Source organism: Cereibacter changlensis JA139, assembly GCF_003034985.1.
Classification (GTDB): domain Bacteria; phylum Pseudomonadota; class Alphaproteobacteria; order Rhodobacterales; family Rhodobacteraceae; genus Cereibacter; species Cereibacter changlensis.
On record NZ_PZKG01000026.1, the window covers coordinates 31,945 to 47,157 of the forward strand.

Below are 15,213 nucleotides of genomic sequence, written 5' to 3' on the forward strand. Positions count from 1 at the left end.
GCCGGGGGCTCCTGTGGGAGCCTCCGGCGGGAGTATTTCGGCAAGGAGAGGCTCAGGCCGGCTGGAAGCGCAGCGCCACGCCGTTCAGGCAGTGACGCTTGCCGGTCGGTTCGGGACCATCGTCGAAGATATGGCCGAAGTGCCCGCCGCAGCGCCGGCAATGCACCTCGGTGCGGGTGGTGAACAGCGTGTTGTCTTCCTTGGTGCCCACCGCGTCGGGCAGCGCCTGCCAGAAGCTGGGCCAGCCGGTGCCGCTGTCGTATTTCGCCTGCGAGGCATAGGCCGGCAGATCGCAGCCGGCGCAATGGAAGGCGCCGGCGCGTTTCTCGTCGTTCAGCGGGCTGGTGAAGGGACGTTCGGTGTCCTCCTCGCGCAGCACGGCATAGGCTGCGGGCGAGAGCCTCGCCCGCCACTCCTCCTCGGTCAGGGTGATCTCGAAGCGGCCAGTCGCGGCTGCTCCGCGGCGGCCGAGGGTGGCGAGGCCGAGGAGCGCGGCGGCTCCGGTCAGGACGGTTCTGCGCAGCATGGGGGATCCTCCGGTTCGGTGATGCGGGATTATGCCAGATCTACGGTCGCCGCGGCGCGAAGTTGCAAAGTCTCACGCAAACGGGATCGCGCGCGAAGCGCCTTCGCGGCCCGCCTGCCCCTTGCACCCCTGCAGGATATGTTCCATCAAAGGCCGTTGGCGTCGATGGCCCCTCCGGGCGGCCCGCGCCGCGCACCCGAAACATGGCGGACGGAATGCTGGATATGACTGTGAGACCCACCGAAGAAATCTCTGTCCGCGATGTCTTCGGCATCGACACCGACATGAAGGTCAAGGGTTTCGCCGAGCGCACCGACCGGGTGCCGGACGAGGACAGCACCTACAAGTTCGATCCCGACACCACGCTCGCCATCCTCGCGGGCTTTGCCTACAACCGCCGCGTGATGATCCAGGGCTATCACGGCACCGGAAAATCCTCGCATATCGAACAGGTCGCCAGCCGGCTGAACTGGCCCTGCGTGCGGGTCAACCTCGACAGCCACATCAGCCGGATCGACCTGATCGGCAAGGACGCGATCAAGCTGGTCGACGGCAAGCAGGTCACCGCCTTCCAGGAAGGCATCCTGCCCTGGGCGCTGCGCAACCCCTGCGCCATCGTCTTCGACGAATATGATGCGGGCCGCGCCGACGTGATGTTCGTGATCCAGCGGGTGCTGGAGACCGACGGCAAGCTGACGCTTCTGGACCAGAACGAGGTCATCACCCCCCACCCGAGCTTCCGGCTGTTCGCCACCGCGAACACCGTGGGTCTGGGCGACACGACCGGGCTCTATCACGGCACCCAGCAGATCAACCAGGGCCAGATGGACCGCTGGTCGCTGGTCTCGACGCTGAACTATCTGAGCCATGACGCCGAGGTGGCGATCGTGCTGGCCAAGAACCCGCATTACAACACCGAGAAGGGCCGCCGGCAGATCAGCCAGATGGTGACTGTGGCGGATCTGTCGCGCACCGCCTTCATGAACGGCGATCTCTCGACGGTGATGAGCCCACGCACGGTGATCACCTGGGCGCAGAACGCCGAGATCTTCCGCAATGTGGGCTATGCCTTCCGGCTGACCTTCCTCAACAAATGCGACGAGCTGGAACGGCAGACCGTGGCCGAGTTCTACCAGCGCTGCTTCAACGAGGAACTGCCGGAGAGCGCCGCTTCGATGGCGATGAAGTGAGCGGCCCCGCCCCTCTGGCGGAGCGCGTCACGCGCGCGCTGGAGGCGATGGAGCGCCGTCGCAGCCGTGGGCGGATCGAGATCGCGGCGGGGGTCCTGCTCGGCGCCTATGCCGGATCGCGCGAGGGCGGCGGGCTTTCGGGTTCGCTGGCCGGGGCGGCGATCGTCGGGCTGGCGGCCTTCCTGTCGGTGCGGCTGTCGCTGGCGCTGCGCGGCCGGGCTCTGACGCGGCTGAGCGCGGAGGATCCGGCGGAGGTGGCGCGCGTGACCGAACGCTACCGGATCGCGCAGGCGGTCGGCCGGACCTCGCGCTGGAAGGCGTTTCGCTGAGCTTCCGCTTTCCTCGGGGCGGCCCCTTGCCGAGAGCACAGACGGGTGATTTATCTCTACCATGAGCAAGCCAAGCGACAACCCCGCCGATCCGTTCAAGAAGGCCCTCGCCGAGGCCACCAAGACCATGGCCGACGACCCGGAAATGACCGTCTCCTATTCGGTCGATCCGCCGGGCATGAACAAGGACGGGATGCGGCTGCCGCAGGTCTCGCGCCGGATGACGCGGGACGAGGTGCTGCTGGCGCGCGGCACGGCGGATGCCTTCGCGCTGAAGCGGAAATACCACGACGAGAAGACCTCGGCCCGCTATGCCCCGACGGGGCAGTTGGCGCGCGAGATCTATGACGCGATGGAGACAGCGCGCTGCGAGGCGGTCGGCGCGCGGGTGATGCCGGGCACGGCGGGGAACATCGACGCCAAGATCGGCCATGAGGCCGAGCGCAAGGGCTATGCCCAGATCACCCAGCCCGCCGATGCGCCGCTCGCGGTGGCGGCGGGATACTACGTCCGGCACATGGCGACCGGGCGGCCGCTGCCCAAGGGGGCGCAGACCGTACTCGACCTGTGGAGCGAGCATATCGCCGAACAGGCGGGCGGCAGCCTGGGATCGCTGGACGAGGTGCTGGCCGATCAGGCGGCTTTCGCCCGGCTGACGCGCAAGGTGATCTCGGACCTCGGCTATGGCGACCAGCTGGGCGATGACCCGGACGTGGATGAACCCTCGGACGAGAGCGGCGAGGAGGCCGAGCAGGACGAGGATCAGCCGGAGTCGACCGGCGACGATCAGGACGAGAGCGACGAGGCCGACGCCCAGCCGGAGCAGAGCCAGGACGAGCAGCAGGATGCGAGCCAGGCCCAGGTGTCGATGGACGATGCCGCCGACATGGAACAGGGCGACGAGGCGGAGCTGCCCGAGGGCGAGGCGCCGCTGGAGCCGCCGCCCCCTGCCCCGCATTCCGACGCCGATCCGCTCTACACCGTCTTCACCACCGAGTTCGACGAGGAGATCAAGGCCGAGGATCTGGCGGAGGCGGCGGAGCTGGAACGGCTGCGCGCCTATCTCGACCAGCAGCTCGAACCCTTGAAGGGGGCGGTGTCGCGGCTGGCCAACAAGCTGCAGCGGCGCTTGCAGGCGCAGCAGAACCGCTCCTGGGAGTTCGATCTGGAGGAGGGCACGCTGGACGCGGGCCGTCTGGCGCGGGTGGTGGCCAACCCCACGACGCCGCTCAGCTTCAAGGTCGAGAAGGACACCGAGTTCCGCGACACCTGCGTGACGCTGCTTCTGGACAATTCCGGCTCGATGCGCGGGCGGCCGATCTCGATCGCCGCGATCTGCGCCGACGTGCTGGCCCGGACGCTGGAGCGCTGCCAGGTGAAGGTCGAGATCCTCGGCTTCACCACGCGGGCCTGGAAGGGCGGGCAGAGCCGCGAGAAATGGTTGGCGGCGGGTCGGGTGCAGCAGCCCGGGCGGCTGAACGACCTGCGCCACATCATCTACAAGGGGGCCGACTCGCCTTGGCGGCGGGCGCGGGAGAACCTCGGGCTGATGATGAAGGAAGGGCTCCTGAAGGAGAACATCGACGGCGAGGCGCTGGAATGGGCGCATCGGCGGATGCTGGCCCGACCCGAGGCGCGCAAGATCCTGATGGTGATCTCGGACGGCGCGCCGGTGGACGATTCCACCCTCTCGGTGAACCCGGCCAATTATCTGGAGAAGCACCTGCGCGACGTGATCGCCATGGTCGAGCGGCGCAAGGCGGTGGAGCTGATCGCCATCGGCATCGGCCATGACGTGACCCGCTACTACCAGCGCGCGGTAACGATCACCGATGTGGAGCAACTGGCGGGCGCGATGACCGAACAGCTGGCGAGCCTGTTCGACGCCGACCCCAAGAAGCGCTCGGGCAAGGGGCGGCGGGTGGCGTGAGGCGGCTTTCCGCAGTCCCGACGACCGGCCCCCGCAGGGCACATAGACACATCTGACAAGAGCGGCGCCTTCGTGCGCTCACAACCGCATATCTCAACGGGGCCAACATGTTCCAATCCTTCGATGCAACCTCTTCCCCGGCGCAGGGGCCGGCGCGGCTGGCGCATCTTCGGGCGCTTCTGGCGGCTGACGGGCTTGCCGGGTTTCTCGTGCCGAGGGCCGATGCGCATCAGGGCGAGTATGTGGCCGAGCGCGACGGGCGGCTGCAGTGGCTGACCGGGTTCACCGGATCGGCGGGGTTCGCCATCGTGCTGCCGGAGATCGCGGGCGTCTTCATTGACGGGCGCTACCGGGTGCAGGTGAAGCATCAGGTGGATCTCGGGCATTTCACCCCGGTGCCCTGGCCCGAGGTGAAGGCAGGCGAATGGCTGCGGGAGCATCTGACGGAGGGGGTCGTGGGCTTCGATCCTTGGCTGCACACCGCCGACGAGATCGAGCGGCTGGAGACGGCGCTGAAGGGCAGCGGCGTCAGCCTGCGCCCGGTGGAGAATTACGTCGACCGGATCTGGCCCGACCAGCCCGCCCCGCCGCAGGGCCGGGCCTTCGCCCATCCCGAGGCGCTGGCCGGGCGGTCGAGCGCCGAGAAGCGCGCGGAGCTGGCGGAGGGCCTGCGGGCCGAGGGGCAGCGGGCGGCGGTGATCACCCTGCCGGATTCGCTCTGCTGGCTTTTGAACCTGCGCGGGGCGGATGTGCCGCGCAACCCGGTGCTGCATGGCTTTGCGGTGCTGCATGACGACGGGCGGGTGACGCTGTTCGCCGATCCGGCGAAGTTCGACGACGAGCTGCGGGCGGAGCTGGGCGAGCATGTCACCCTGCGCCCGCCGGAGGCTTTCGTGCCGGCGCTGGGCACGCTGCAGGGCCCGGTGCGGGTGGACCGGATGACCGCGCCGCTGGCGGTGACGCTGGAGCTGCAGGACGCGGGCATCGCGGTGGCGGCGGGCGACGACCCCTGCCGCCTGCCCAAGGCCTGCAAGACCCCGGCCGAAATCGCCGGCACCCGCGAGGCGCATCTGCGCGACGGGGCGGCGGTGGTAGAGTTTCTCGCCTGGCTCGACGGGCGGGCGCCCGAGGGCGGGCTGACCGAGATCGACGTCGTCAAGGCGCTGGAGGGCTACCGCCGGGCCACCAACTCGCTGCATGACATCAGCTTCGACACGATCTGCGGCGCCGGGCCGAACGGGGCGATCATGCATTACCGCGTGACCGAGGGCTCGAACCGGGCCGTTGGTCAGGACGAACTGTTGCTGGTCGATTCCGGCGCGCAATATCTCGACGGCACCACCGACATCACCCGCACCGTCGCCGTCGGCGATCCGGGCGGCGAGGCGCGGGAGTGCTATACGGCGGTGCTGCAGGGGCTGATCGCCATCAGCCGGGTGCGCTGGCCGAAGGGGCTGGCGGGACGCGATCTCGACGGGCTGGCCCGCTACAACCTGTGGCTGATGGGGCTGGATTACGACCATGGCACCGGCCATGGCGTCGGCGCCTTCCTGTCGGTGCACGAGGGGCCGCAGCGTCTGTCGCGGATCTCGGAGGTGCCGCTGGAGCCGGGGATGATCCTGTCGAACGAGCCGGGCTATTACCGCGAGGGCGCCTTCGGCATCCGGCTGGAGAACCTGATCGTGGTCGAGGAGGCCCCTGCCCTCGGCGACAACCGCGCGCAGCTCTGCTTCGAGACGGTGACCTTCGTGCCCTTCGACCGGCGGCTGATCCTGACCGAGCGGCTGGCGCCGGGCGAGCGGGCCTGGGTCGATGCCTATCACGTTGAGGTGCGCGAGAAGATCGGGCCGCGGGTCTCGGGCGCGGTGCGCGACTGGCTCGAAGCGGCGACTGCGCCGCTTTGACGTCTTGCCCTCGGGCGCGTTGCGGCTAATCTTGCCGCAACGCAGCAATTCTGGGGGCAAACCAATGAGCGACCATATCCACCTGCGCAAGGCGGTCGGCAAATGGGTGATCCGCGCCGAGGCCGGCGTGCTGGGCGAGACGCTGGACGGGATCGAGCTGACCGAGGGCGACCGCGAGCCGGTGATCTATTTCCCGCGTGAGGATGTGGCGATGGTGATGTTCGACAAGAGCGAGACCGTCACCACCTGCCCCTACAAGGGCGAGGCCACCTATTACTCCATCGTCGGCGCCAGCGGCACGGTGAAGGATGCGGCCTGGTCCTACGAATCGCCCAAGCCGGGGATGGAGGCGATCGCCGGCCATCTGGCCTTCTCGCCCGACTACAGCAAGGTCGCGCGCTACTGAGCGGCGGCCTCGGCCGAGACGCGGCGGATGCGCTCCACCATGGCGCGCACCCCGTTGGAGCGCTGCGAGGAGAGGTGTTCGTTGAGACCGAGCCGGCCGAGTTCGGCCACGGCATCGACCCGGCCCACTTCGGCCACCGTCAGCCCGGAATAGAGCGCGTGCAGCACGGCGATCAGGCCGCGCACGATCATCGCGTCGCTCTCGCCGGCGAAGTCGAACCGCGCCGTGGCGCCCTCGCCCTCGATCTTCGGCACGATCCAGACCTGACTGGCGCAGCCCTCGACCTTGGTGGCGGGCACTTTAAGCGCATCGGGCAAGGGCGGGAAGGCCTTGCCCAGATCGATGACATGGCGGTAGCGGTCCTCCCAGTCATCGAGGAAGTCGAAGGTTTCGGCGATCTCTTCGAATGCGGGCGTGGCCATCGGCGTCTCCTCTGTCGGGTCCAGACGTAAGACCCCGGCGGCGGAAGGTCCAGCCCTGCGCGCTGCGGCTTTTCAAACGGTGCCGCATCGGCTACCCAAGGGAAAAGCCGCGCGACCGGCGGAAGAAGAGGGATCTGGGGATGAAAACACCGCTGCTGGCCGGACTTGCGCTGGTGCTGGCGCTTGGCGCCTGTGGATCGCGACTGAACCCGATGAACTGGTTCGGCGGGGCGCGCGAAACCGCGCCGGTGGCCTCGGTCGAGGGGCCGGTCACCCGGGTCGACACAAGGCCGCTGGTGGCGCAGGTGATCTCGCTCGACGTGAAGCGGATGCAGGGCGGGGCCATCGTGCGCGCCGTGGGCCTGCCGCCGACGCAAGGCTTCTGGCAGGCCGATCTGGTGGCCCGGCCGCTGGTCGACGGGGTGCAGGTCTACGAGTTCCGCGTCAGCCCGCCGCCGGTTCCGAACGCCGTCTCGACCCAGCGCTCGCGCGAGATCTCGGTGGCGACCTTCATCAGCAGCTACCAGTTGGAGGGCATCCGGCAGATCACGGTGCAATCCGCCGGCAACGCCCTGACCAGCGGCCGCTAGAGCGTCACCACCCGGACTTCGCTGCCCTTGGCCGACAGCGCGATCTCGCCCCGGCAGAGCCGGATCGCGTCATTGCCGAAGGCCTCCAGCCGCCAGCCGCGCATGGTCGGCAGGTCGCGCTCGCCCGCGGCGATGGCGTCGAGATCGCCCGACGAGGCGATGAGCTTGGCCGCCACGCCGAGGCTTTCCGACTTCGCCTTCAGCAGCACCCGCAGCAGGTCGGCCAGCGCCGGGTTCACCTGCAGCTGCTCGCGGCTGAGGTCGGGCTTCGGCAGATCCTCGGGCCGCGTCTCCACCCCGGCCTTCACCGCGGCGAGGATGCCGTCGGCGATGTCGCCGCGCCGCCCCTCGCGCATCAACAGGCGCGAGCGGCCCAGCTCCTCGCTGTTGCTCGGGCGGGTGGAGGCGATCTCCAGCAGAGCGTCATCCTTCAGCACCCGGCTGCGCGGCACGTTGTGGCTCTGGGCATAGACCTCGCGGAAACGGGCCAGTTCCTTGACCACGGCGAGGAATCGGCCCGAGGTGGTGCGGGTCTTGATCCGGAGCCAGGCCTCTTCGGGATGCACGGTATAGGTGGCCGGGTCGGTGAGGATGGCCAGCTCCTCCTCCACCCATTTCTGCCGGCCGGTCTTGGCGATCTGCGCCGCAAGCCATTCGTAGATCACGCGCAGATGCGTCACATCGGCCAGCGCATAGGCCTTCTGCGCCTCGGACAGCGGGCGGCGCGACCAGTCGGTGAAGCGCGAGGTCTTGTCGAGCGGCTCCTTGGCGATCTTCTTCACCAGCGTCTCATAGCCGACCTGCTCGCCGAAGCCGCAGACCATGGCGGCCACCTGCGTGTCGAACAGCGGCGTCGGGAAGACCCCGCCCTCGACGAAGAAGATCTCGAGATCCTGGCGGGCGGCGTGGAACACCTTGACCGTCGCCTCGTGGCGGAACAGGTCGTAGAGCGGCTCCAGCGACATGTCCTCGCCCTCCACCGGGTCGATCAGCACGGCCTCGCCGGTCTTGCCGGGCAGCGCCATCTGGATCAGGCAGAGCTTCGACCAGTAGGTGCGCTCCCGCAGGAACTCCGTGTCGATGGTGACGTAAGGGGCTTTCTTGGCGGCTTCACAAAAGGCGGCCAGAGCCTCGGTCGTGGTAATGGTCTGCATCAATGTCCCGCGTCTGGGGTTAACGGGGGCATCCCGCCAGACCGCTATAGGCGGCGTGACCGGAAAAATAAAGGTCTCGCGGCGCTTGGCGTGGAAACCGTGGCGGATCGGCCTTCAGGACAGGAAGATCGGGCTGCGGTCGCCCGCCGCGAAGCGCCGCAGCACCGCCGGATAGAGTCGATGCTCCTGCGCCAGCACCCGCGCGCCGAGGCTGTCGGCCGTGTCGCCCGGCAGCACCGGCACCCGCGCCTGGCCGAGCAGCGGGCCTTCGTCCAGCGCCGCCGTCACCTCATGCACCGAGCAGCCCGCCTCGGTATCGCCCGCATCGAGCGCGCGCTGATGGGTGTGCAGCCCGGTGTATTTCGGCAGCAGCGAGGGATGGATGTTCAGCATCCGCCCCTCGAAGCGCGCCACGAAAGCGGGCGTCAGCACCCGCATGAAGCCGGCGAGGCAGAGGATGTCGGGCTCGGCCGCGAGGATCGGCTGCAGCAGCGCCGCCTCGAAGGCCGCGCGGTCGCCCTTGAACGGGCGATGCTCCACCGCCGCCGTGGCGATGCCGAGCTCTGCCGCGCGCTTCAGGCCCATGGCCCCGGGATCGTTGGAAGCGACCAGCACGGGCCGCGCCGGATGGTCGCCGGTCATGCTGGCGACAAGGGCGAGCATGTTGGAGCCACCCCCGGAAATCAGGATGGCAACGCGTTTCACAGCAGCGCGCCGGTGTAGCTGACCCCCTGCCCGGCGGTGACCTTGCCAAGCGGCACGACCGTCTCGCCCTGCTCCTGCAGCAGCGCGGTCAGCGCCTCGGCCTGGTCGGCGGCGACCACGGCGATCATGCCGATGCCGCAGTTGAAGGTCTTCAAGAGCTCCGGCTCGGCCATGTTGGCGGTTTCGGCCATCCAGCGGAACACCGGGGGCAGCTGCCAGGCGCCGAGGTCGATCAGCGCGCCGTGGCCCTCGGGCAGGACGCGCGGCAGGTTCTCGGTCAGACCGCCGCCGGTGATATGCGCCAAGGCATGCACCCCGCCCGCGCGCACCGCGGCCAGCGCCTGCTTCACATAGAGCCGCGTCGGCGTCAGCAGCGCCTTGCCGAGCTTGCCCTCGGCGAAGGGCGCGTCGGACTCCCAATCCAGCCCCGAAACCTCGACCACCTTGCGCACGAAGGAGTAGCCGTTGGAATGGACCCCGTCCGAGGCGAGGCCCAAGAGCACGTCGCCGATCTGCACGCCCTGCGGCAGATCCTGCCCGCGCTCCATCGCGCCCACGGCGAAACCGGCCAAATCGAAATCGCCCTTGTGATACATCCCCGGCATTTCCGCCGTCTCGCCGCCGATCAGCGCGCAGCCCGAGGCCTCGCAGCCCGCGGCGATGCCCTCGATGATGCGGGCGGCCTGATCGACCTCAAGCTTGCCGGTGGCGAAATAGTCGAGGAAAAACAGGGGTTCCGCGCCCTGACAGACCAGATCGTTGACGCACATCGCCACGAGGTCGATGCCGATGCTGTCCACCTCGCCGGTGTCGATGGCGATGCGCAGCTTGGTGCCGACGCCGTCGGTCGCGGCCACCAGCACCGGATCGGCATAGCCCGCCGCCTTCAGGTCGAAGAGCGCGCCGAAGCCGCCGAGACCCGACATGGTGCCGGGGCGCTGGGTGCGCTTGGCGGCAGGCTTGATCCGCTCGACCAGCGCGTTGCCGGCGTCGATATCCACCCCCGCATCGGCATAGGTCATCCCGTTGTGAGTCGTGGTCATGGCGCGGCCCCTGCAAGCAATCAGACTGCCTCCGCATAGACGATCCCCGCCCCCCGCGCAACGCGAAGCCAGCCCCCTTCGCCGCGCTCTTGGGACGGACCCCGCCCGGCAGCGAAGGCTTGACCCCTTCCCCCGTTGGCTTTAGTCCAGACCCCGGCCGGGCCTGTAGCTCAATGGTCAGAGCAGGGCGCTCATAACGCCTTGGTTGGGGGTTCGAGTCCCTCCGGGCCTACCAAAGCAACCTGTTGATACCAAAGAAAAACCTTGATTTTCGGCTAGTTGTGCCGTTTTTCGTGCCAGAGCTGGTGCCAGAAACGGGGTAAGCGATGGCCGGAAAGTTGCGATACTGGAAGGAAAAGGGCGGGCGCTTCTTCGCGAGGATCGCTGTCCCCAAGCACCTTCAGCCCTATCTCGACCGCCCGCGCAGCGAGTTAATCGAGGCGCTTGGCGCAGATCGGCGCGTTGCACTGCGCCTTCACCCGGCAGCGGTTGCACGGCTTCAGCACGAAATCGACCTTGCCCAGAGCCGAGCAGGTTCGGGAAAAGAACCGATCAAGGCCCCTTCCACACGCGCGCCGATCACGACCGCCGACTTCGGTCGCGCCATATGGCAGCGCTACTCGGCTGCGTTGGAAGCCGACGAAGCCGCACGTGCCAGCTATCCGGGCAAGGCCGACATCAAGAGCGAACGCGACAAGCTGATGCAGGACGCAAAGGCGGGCCTGATCGGCGATGACGCTCTTTCCCAGCTTGCGGCCTCGCTCGACTTCCTGCTTGTGCGAGACGCCCGCTCTATCGACCGAGCGATCCGGGAAGCCCGTCTGGCAGCGCTCCGGCGGGAGTTTGCAGCGGGCGAGACGCATCAGGTGCAGCACGAGATTGACGACTACCTCGACCGCCACGGCCTGACGGCGGAGGAGGGCAGCGCAGAACGATCAGTGCTGGCGAACCAGATGATGCGGGCCGAGATTGAGGCACTGAAGCGCACCCTCGAACGCGACGAGGGCGACTTCGGCGGTCAACCCTCTGACCCCGTGGTGAAGCCGCCCGCGAAGACGGAAGAGCTAGAGCCCGTCCGGCTGTCGAAGCTCTGGGAGGACTATCGCGACAGTCGGATTCAGGCTGGCTTCCTCCGGGACAAAGGGCGGCGTCAGGAGCCGGTCATGCGCCACCTCCGGGCCTACCTGAAGCACGACGACGCCCGGAAGGTCACAAAGCGAGACCTGATCGCGTGGCGCGAGCAGCTAATGACCATCGACAACCTCGCCGCCAAGACCGTGAGCGACATCTACTTGTCCACCGTGCGATCCGTGTTCGCTTGGGCTTATGAGAACGAGCGGCTGCCGGACAACGTGGCGGAGAAGGTCAGGCAGCCGAAACCCCGGAAGACCGATGGCAGGGAGAAAGGCTTCACGGACGAGGAGGCCGTCGCCCTGCTGCGCGCGTCCCGCGCCCATGTGCCAAAGCCGAACCAGTTCGGCTTTGTGCGCGAGACCTCCCACATGACAGCCGCGAAGCACTGGGCTCCCCTGTTGGCTGCCTTCACGGGCGCGCGGATCTCCGAGATCACGCAGCTCCGGAAGGAGGATATACGGCAAGAGGGCGACCGCTGGATCGCGCGGATCACCCCGGACGCGGGAAGTGTGAAGTCCGGCGGCTATCGCGACGTGCCCCTGCACCGGCAGATAATCGCGCTGGGGTTCGGGAAGTTCGTGCAGGCCGCGACGCCGGGGCCGCTGTTCCACGGCGCGACTGACCCCAAGCACTACGCCAGAGCAGCACAGAGCGTTTCCGACGAGCTGGGAAAGTGGCTGCGCAGCCTGAAGCTGGTTCCGCCGGGCGTGCGCCCAAACTACGGATGGCGGCACCGGCTCAAGACGCAGGCTCTTGAGCTTGGCCTGACCATGAGGGTCATCGACGCCATGCAGGGACACTCAGGCCGAACCGCAGGCGAGAACTACGGCGACGTGACGCTGGTCGCGAAGGCGAGGGTCATCGACGCCCTACCGGACTACCCGCTGACCCTCTAGCGGACCAGATGAGTTATAACATAACATTTTTCTTGTCGGCTGATTCGCGATGTGAGATTCTACTGTCAAGATAATTCTTGACAGGAAACGCGCGTGACCATCGGCCAGAAGATCAAGACCGCCTTCGGCTTCAAGACCGAGGAGAAGGCGTTCGGCCTGAATAGCCCCGAGGCGCTGGCGCTGTTCGCCGGGCAGCCCACCGCCACCGGGATGCACATCGGCCCCGGCAGCGCCATGCGCGTTCCTGCTGTCGCTTGCGCCGTCGGGCTGATCTCAGAGACGGTCGGCACCCTGCCCCTGAAGCTGTTCAACCGCGCCGACAAGGCGACGGTGCGCGATCATCCCGCCTTCCGGCTCATGCACGGCGAGGCGAACGAGTGGACCAGCGCCGAGGAGCTGCGCACACAGCTCACCGCCGACGCTCTGCTGCACGACGCTGGCGGCTTCGCCCTTGTCGTGCGCGGTCTGGACGGCAGGCCGTTGGAATTGCACCGGCTGAAGCCCGGCACCGTGGCGCTGCAAGAGGATACGGACGGCACCCCGTTCTATCGCGTCTCGACCAGCTCCGGCAGCGAGCTGCGCCCCTTCACCGACATCCTGCACGTCCGGGCGTTCGGGGGTGTTGCCCCCATCACCCTTGGCCGCGAGGCCATCGCGCTGGCCGTCGCGTTCGAAGCCCATATCGGCGACCTCTTCCGCAACGGCGGACGACCCTCCGGTATCATCAAGTCGCCGAAGATCCTCGACGTGGAGTCAAAGAAGAAGCTGGCCGCGAGCTGGTTCAGCACCCACTCAGGGCGTAACGCTGGCGGCACGGCAGTGCTCGACGAGGCGATGGAATATCAGGCCCTTTCGACCACCCTCGCCGATGCACAGTTCGCCGAGAACCGCCTCGAACAAATCCGCGAGATCGCCCGCGTCTTCAGGGTGCCGCCGACGATGCTCTTCGAGCTGACGCGCGGGACGTGGAGCAACACCGAGGAAATGGCCCGGCAGTTCCTGTCCGTCACCCTGAAGCCGTGGCTGACGAGCTGGTCATGGGCCTATGCGCGTTGCTTGCTGACACCGGCGGAGCGGGCGCAGTTCTATGTCGAGTTCGTCACCGATGATCTGCTGACCACCAGCCACGCCGCCCGCGCCACCGCCTACGGCCAGTATCGCGGCATGGGCGTGATGACCGCGAACGAGGTCCGGGCGGGCCTGAACCTGCCCCCGCGCCCCGAGGGCGACGACCTCGCCAACCCCTACACCTCGACCGGCACCCCCGAGGCAGCCAACGACGCAGAGAGCGAAGCAGCATGATGCGCACCATCCACCTGCACGGCTCGCTGGGCGAGAAGTTCGGCCATCAGATCAAGCTCGACGTGCAGACCATCCCCGAGGCCGTGCGCGCGCTCACGGTGGTGCTGCCGGGCTTCCGCGACGAGTTCCAGTTCGGCGCCTGGCATGTCGTGGTCGGCAAGACGGTCGAGACCGGCCTCGACCTCGATATTGAGGGGGTTGAAGGCTTCAATCTCGGCAGCCGCGATCTGCACTTCGTCCCGGCGCTGGTCGGCGCGAAGCGGGGCGGGCTGCTGAAGGTGGTTATGGGCGTGGCCCTGATGGGTCTCTCGTTCGGCTTTACGGGCGGCATCATGGGGGCGGCGGTGTTCGGGACGACGACAGTCGGCAGCATTGTCGGCACGTTGGGCCTGAGCTTGGCGGTTGCCGGGATCTCGACGATGCTCGCCCCCGAAATGGAAGCGGAGAACGACGAAGAGTCGTTCCTGATGACCGGCCCGACCAATGCCGGGCGCGAGGGCAGCATTGTTCCTATCGTCTATGGCGAGGTCATCACCGGCGGCGTCCTGATCTCCGCCGAAATGGACATTGACCAGCTCAAGGGGGAGGACGGCCAGCCGATCAACACCGCGCTCAACCTCTTCAGCAAGAGCGGCGAGCAAGGGGCGACAAGCCGATGAACAACACCGAGAGAGACGACCAATGACCACCACGATCCGGCATCACGCCTATTTTGGCACGATGAACTTCGTCTTCGCCCTCACCGATCCAATGATCGCCGAGCTTGAGCGCCTGACCGACACCGGGATCGGTGCGATCTATCAGCGCGTGGTCGCGGGCGCTTTCAGCATGATCGACCTGCCCGAGATCATCCGGCTTGGCCTGATCGGCGGCGGCACCGCTCCCCAGGACGCCGCCCGGCTCACCGACACCTACGCGCGCAATCGCCCCATGGCGGAGGTGTTCCCGCTCGCCCTCGACATCCTCGACGCCCGCTGGTCCGGCAGCCCTCAAGGGCAGGAGGTTGCAGCATGAGCGACCGGATCGAGATCAAGGCCGCTCTGACTGTCGATGACGCGGGCGCGATCACCGGCATAGCGTGGCCGTTCGGGACCCCGGATCGCGTCGGCGACGTGATCGAGAAGGGCGCGATCACCAGCCCGGCCACGCTGCCGATGCTGTTCGGCCACGATCAGGCGCAGGTTATCGGCGTCTGGGATCAGATCTCCGAGACCGAGGCGGGCCTGACCGTAAAGGGCCGCTTGCTGGTGGACGACGTGGCCCGCGCTCGCGAGGTCCGGGCGATGATCCACGCGGGCGCAGTCTCCGGCCTGTCCATCGGCTTCGTGACCAAGACCGCCAGCCCCCGCGCGCGTGGCCGCACGATTACCGCGCTCGACCTGCACGAAATCTCCGTTGTTGCCGTCCCGTGTCATCCGGGCGCGCAGATCACCTCCGTCAAAACCGCCGATCAGGCACCCTACCCCGCAAAGGATATCGCACCATTGGAAAACGACGACCCCAACACCCCGGCCAACGCGCCCCAGATCGACACGAAGGCCTTCGACGAGATCAAGGCTCGGCTCGACCGGATCGAAGCCAAAGCCGCCCGCCCGCAGGGCGTGACCATCACCGGCCCGGACCAGCCCGAGCGGAAGGCCTTCACCTCGTTCCTGCAAGGCGGCGATTTCGACCGCAAGGCG

16 protein-coding genes and 1 tRNA gene are annotated in these 15,213 nt (G+C 67.7%); 12 read left to right on the forward strand and 5 right to left on the reverse strand.

Annotated elements, in window-relative coordinates; all coding sequences use genetic code 11:
• Window positions 1–52 precede the first annotated feature (52 nt).
• Window positions 53–526 carry a peptide-methionine (R)-S-oxide reductase MsrB gene (msrB, locus tag C5F48_RS08125; protein WP_107663407.1) on the reverse strand — a complete coding sequence of 158 codons (474 nt, stop codon included), beginning with the start codon at window positions 524–526 and terminating at the stop codon, window positions 53–55.
• A gap of 203 nt (window positions 527–729) precedes the next feature.
• Here msrB and cobS point away from each other — a divergent pair, with 203 nt between their 5' ends.
• The 5 genes from cobS to C5F48_RS08150 all read left to right on the forward strand — a co-directional run bounded on the left by cobS (window position 730) and on the right by C5F48_RS08150 (window position 6,285).
• On the forward strand, window positions 730–1,716 hold the full coding sequence (gene cobS, locus C5F48_RS08130; protein ID WP_107663408.1) for a cobaltochelatase subunit CobS: 987 nt from the start codon (window positions 730–732) through the stop codon (window positions 1,714–1,716).
• Window positions 1,713–2,045 carry a hypothetical protein gene (locus tag C5F48_RS08135; protein WP_107663409.1) on the forward strand — a complete coding sequence of 111 codons (333 nt, stop codon included), beginning with the start codon at window positions 1,713–1,715 and terminating at the stop codon, window positions 2,043–2,045. Before cobS ends, C5F48_RS08135 begins: the two co-directional genes overlap by 4 nt.
• A 61-nt stretch (window positions 2,046–2,106) precedes the next feature.
• Window positions 2,107–3,975, forward strand: coding sequence for a cobaltochelatase subunit CobT (cobT, locus tag C5F48_RS08140; RefSeq protein ID WP_107663410.1), 1,869 nt, complete (start codon window positions 2,107–2,109; stop codon window positions 3,973–3,975).
• Window positions 3,976–4,082: 107 nt separating this feature from the next.
• Window positions 4,083–5,879, forward strand: coding sequence for an aminopeptidase P family protein (locus C5F48_RS08145; RefSeq protein WP_107663411.1), 1,797 nt, complete (start codon window positions 4,083–4,085; stop codon window positions 5,877–5,879).
• Between the two features lie 64 nt (window positions 5,880–5,943).
• The gene (locus tag C5F48_RS08150) at window positions 5,944–6,285 is read left to right on the forward strand and encodes a DUF427 domain-containing protein (RefSeq protein WP_107663412.1); all 342 of its coding nucleotides are present in this window, start codon (window positions 5,944–5,946) and stop codon (window positions 6,283–6,285) included.
• Here C5F48_RS08150 and C5F48_RS08155 read toward each other — a convergent pair.
• Window positions 6,279–6,707, reverse strand: a complete 429-nt coding sequence (locus C5F48_RS08155) for a SufE family protein (RefSeq protein WP_107663413.1) — start codon at window positions 6,705–6,707, stop codon at window positions 6,279–6,281. The two genes, C5F48_RS08150 and C5F48_RS08155, sit on opposite strands and share 7 nt — an antisense overlap.
• A gap of 140 nt (window positions 6,708–6,847) precedes the next feature.
• Here C5F48_RS08155 and C5F48_RS08160 point away from each other — a divergent pair, with 140 nt between their 5' ends.
• On the forward strand, window positions 6,848–7,297 hold the full coding sequence (locus tag C5F48_RS08160) for a hypothetical protein (RefSeq protein WP_107663414.1): 450 nt from the start codon (window positions 6,848–6,850) through the stop codon (window positions 7,295–7,297).
• Here the strand turns inward: C5F48_RS08160 and rnd are convergent.
• From rnd to purM, 3 genes are all read right to left on the reverse strand, one after another.
• Entirely contained in the window at window positions 7,294–8,451 is a 1,158-nt protein-coding gene (gene rnd / locus C5F48_RS08165; protein WP_107663415.1) for a ribonuclease D, read from the reverse strand. The genes C5F48_RS08160 and rnd overlap by 4 nt on opposite strands.
• Before the next feature lie 114 nt (window positions 8,452–8,565).
• A complete protein-coding gene (gene purN / locus C5F48_RS08170; protein ID WP_107663416.1) occupies window positions 8,566–9,156 on the reverse strand; it encodes a phosphoribosylglycinamide formyltransferase in 591 nt (196 codons plus the stop codon).
• Window positions 9,153–10,199, reverse strand: coding sequence for a phosphoribosylformylglycinamidine cyclo-ligase (gene purM / locus C5F48_RS08175; RefSeq protein ID WP_107663417.1), 1,047 nt, complete (start codon window positions 10,197–10,199; stop codon window positions 9,153–9,155). The genes purN and purM overlap by 4 nt, the downstream gene beginning before the upstream one ends.
• 159 nt (window positions 10,200–10,358) lie before the next feature.
• On the opposite strand from purM, the gene C5F48_RS08180 reads away from it, so the two are divergent.
• From C5F48_RS08180 to C5F48_RS08205, 6 genes are all read left to right on the forward strand, one after another.
• Window positions 10,359–10,434 (forward strand) — tRNA-Ile (locus C5F48_RS08180).
• Window positions 10,435–10,525: 91 nt separating this feature from the next.
• Complete coding sequence (locus C5F48_RS08185) at window positions 10,526–12,229, forward strand: site-specific integrase (protein WP_107663418.1); 1,704 nt, start codon at window positions 10,526–10,528, stop codon at window positions 12,227–12,229.
• A gap of 93 nt (window positions 12,230–12,322) precedes the next feature.
• A complete protein-coding gene (locus tag C5F48_RS08190) occupies window positions 12,323–13,531 on the forward strand; it encodes a phage portal protein (RefSeq protein ID WP_245941432.1) in 1,209 nt (402 codons plus the stop codon).
• On the forward strand, window positions 13,528–14,190 hold the full coding sequence (locus C5F48_RS08195) for a tail assembly protein (protein WP_107663419.1): 663 nt from the start codon (window positions 13,528–13,530) through the stop codon (window positions 14,188–14,190). The genes C5F48_RS08190 and C5F48_RS08195 overlap by 4 nt, the downstream gene beginning before the upstream one ends.
• Window positions 14,191–14,212: 22 nt before the next feature.
• Complete coding sequence (locus C5F48_RS08200) at window positions 14,213–14,545, forward strand: gene transfer agent family protein (RefSeq protein ID WP_107663420.1); 333 nt, start codon at window positions 14,213–14,215, stop codon at window positions 14,543–14,545.
• Window positions 14,542–15,213: HK97 family phage prohead protease (locus C5F48_RS08205; protein ID WP_107663421.1), on the forward strand; the 672-nt coding region annotated here is incomplete at its 3' end. The genes C5F48_RS08200 and C5F48_RS08205, both read left to right, overlap by 4 nt.

What these genes read in the sequence shown, in the direction of transcription:
- cobS (WP_107663408.1), top strand. Translation starts at nt 730, where the DNA reads ATGGCGGACGGAATGCTGGATATGACTGTGAGACCCACCGAAGAAATC.
- C5F48_RS08160 (WP_107663414.1), top strand. Translation starts at nt 6,848, where the DNA reads ATGAAAACACCGCTGCTGGCCGGACTTGCGCTGGTGCTGGCGCTTGGC.
- cobT (WP_107663410.1), top strand. Translation starts at nt 2,107, where the DNA reads ATGAGCAAGCCAAGCGACAACCCCGCCGATCCGTTCAAGAAGGCCCTC.
- msrB (WP_107663407.1), bottom strand. Translation starts at nt 526, where the DNA reads ATGCTGCGCAGAACCGTCCTGACCGGAGCCGCCGCGCTCCTCGGCCTC.
- rnd (WP_107663415.1), bottom strand. Translation starts at nt 8,451, where the DNA reads ATGCAGACCATTACCACGACCGAGGCTCTGGCCGCCTTTTGTGAAGCC.
- purM (WP_107663417.1), bottom strand. Translation starts at nt 10,199, where the DNA reads ATGACCACGACTCACAACGGGATGACCTATGCCGATGCGGGGGTGGAT.
- C5F48_RS08150 (WP_107663412.1), top strand. Translation starts at nt 5,944, where the DNA reads ATGAGCGACCATATCCACCTGCGCAAGGCGGTCGGCAAATGGGTGATC.
- C5F48_RS08200 (WP_107663420.1), top strand. Translation starts at nt 14,213, where the DNA reads ATGACCACCACGATCCGGCATCACGCCTATTTTGGCACGATGAACTTC.
- C5F48_RS08185 (WP_107663418.1), top strand. Translation starts at nt 10,526, where the DNA reads ATGGCCGGAAAGTTGCGATACTGGAAGGAAAAGGGCGGGCGCTTCTTC.
- C5F48_RS08195 (WP_107663419.1), top strand. Translation starts at nt 13,528, where the DNA reads ATGATGCGCACCATCCACCTGCACGGCTCGCTGGGCGAGAAGTTCGGC.
- C5F48_RS08145 (WP_107663411.1), top strand. Translation starts at nt 4,083, where the DNA reads ATGTTCCAATCCTTCGATGCAACCTCTTCCCCGGCGCAGGGGCCGGCG.
- C5F48_RS08155 (WP_107663413.1), bottom strand. Translation starts at nt 6,707, where the DNA reads ATGGCCACGCCCGCATTCGAAGAGATCGCCGAAACCTTCGACTTCCTC.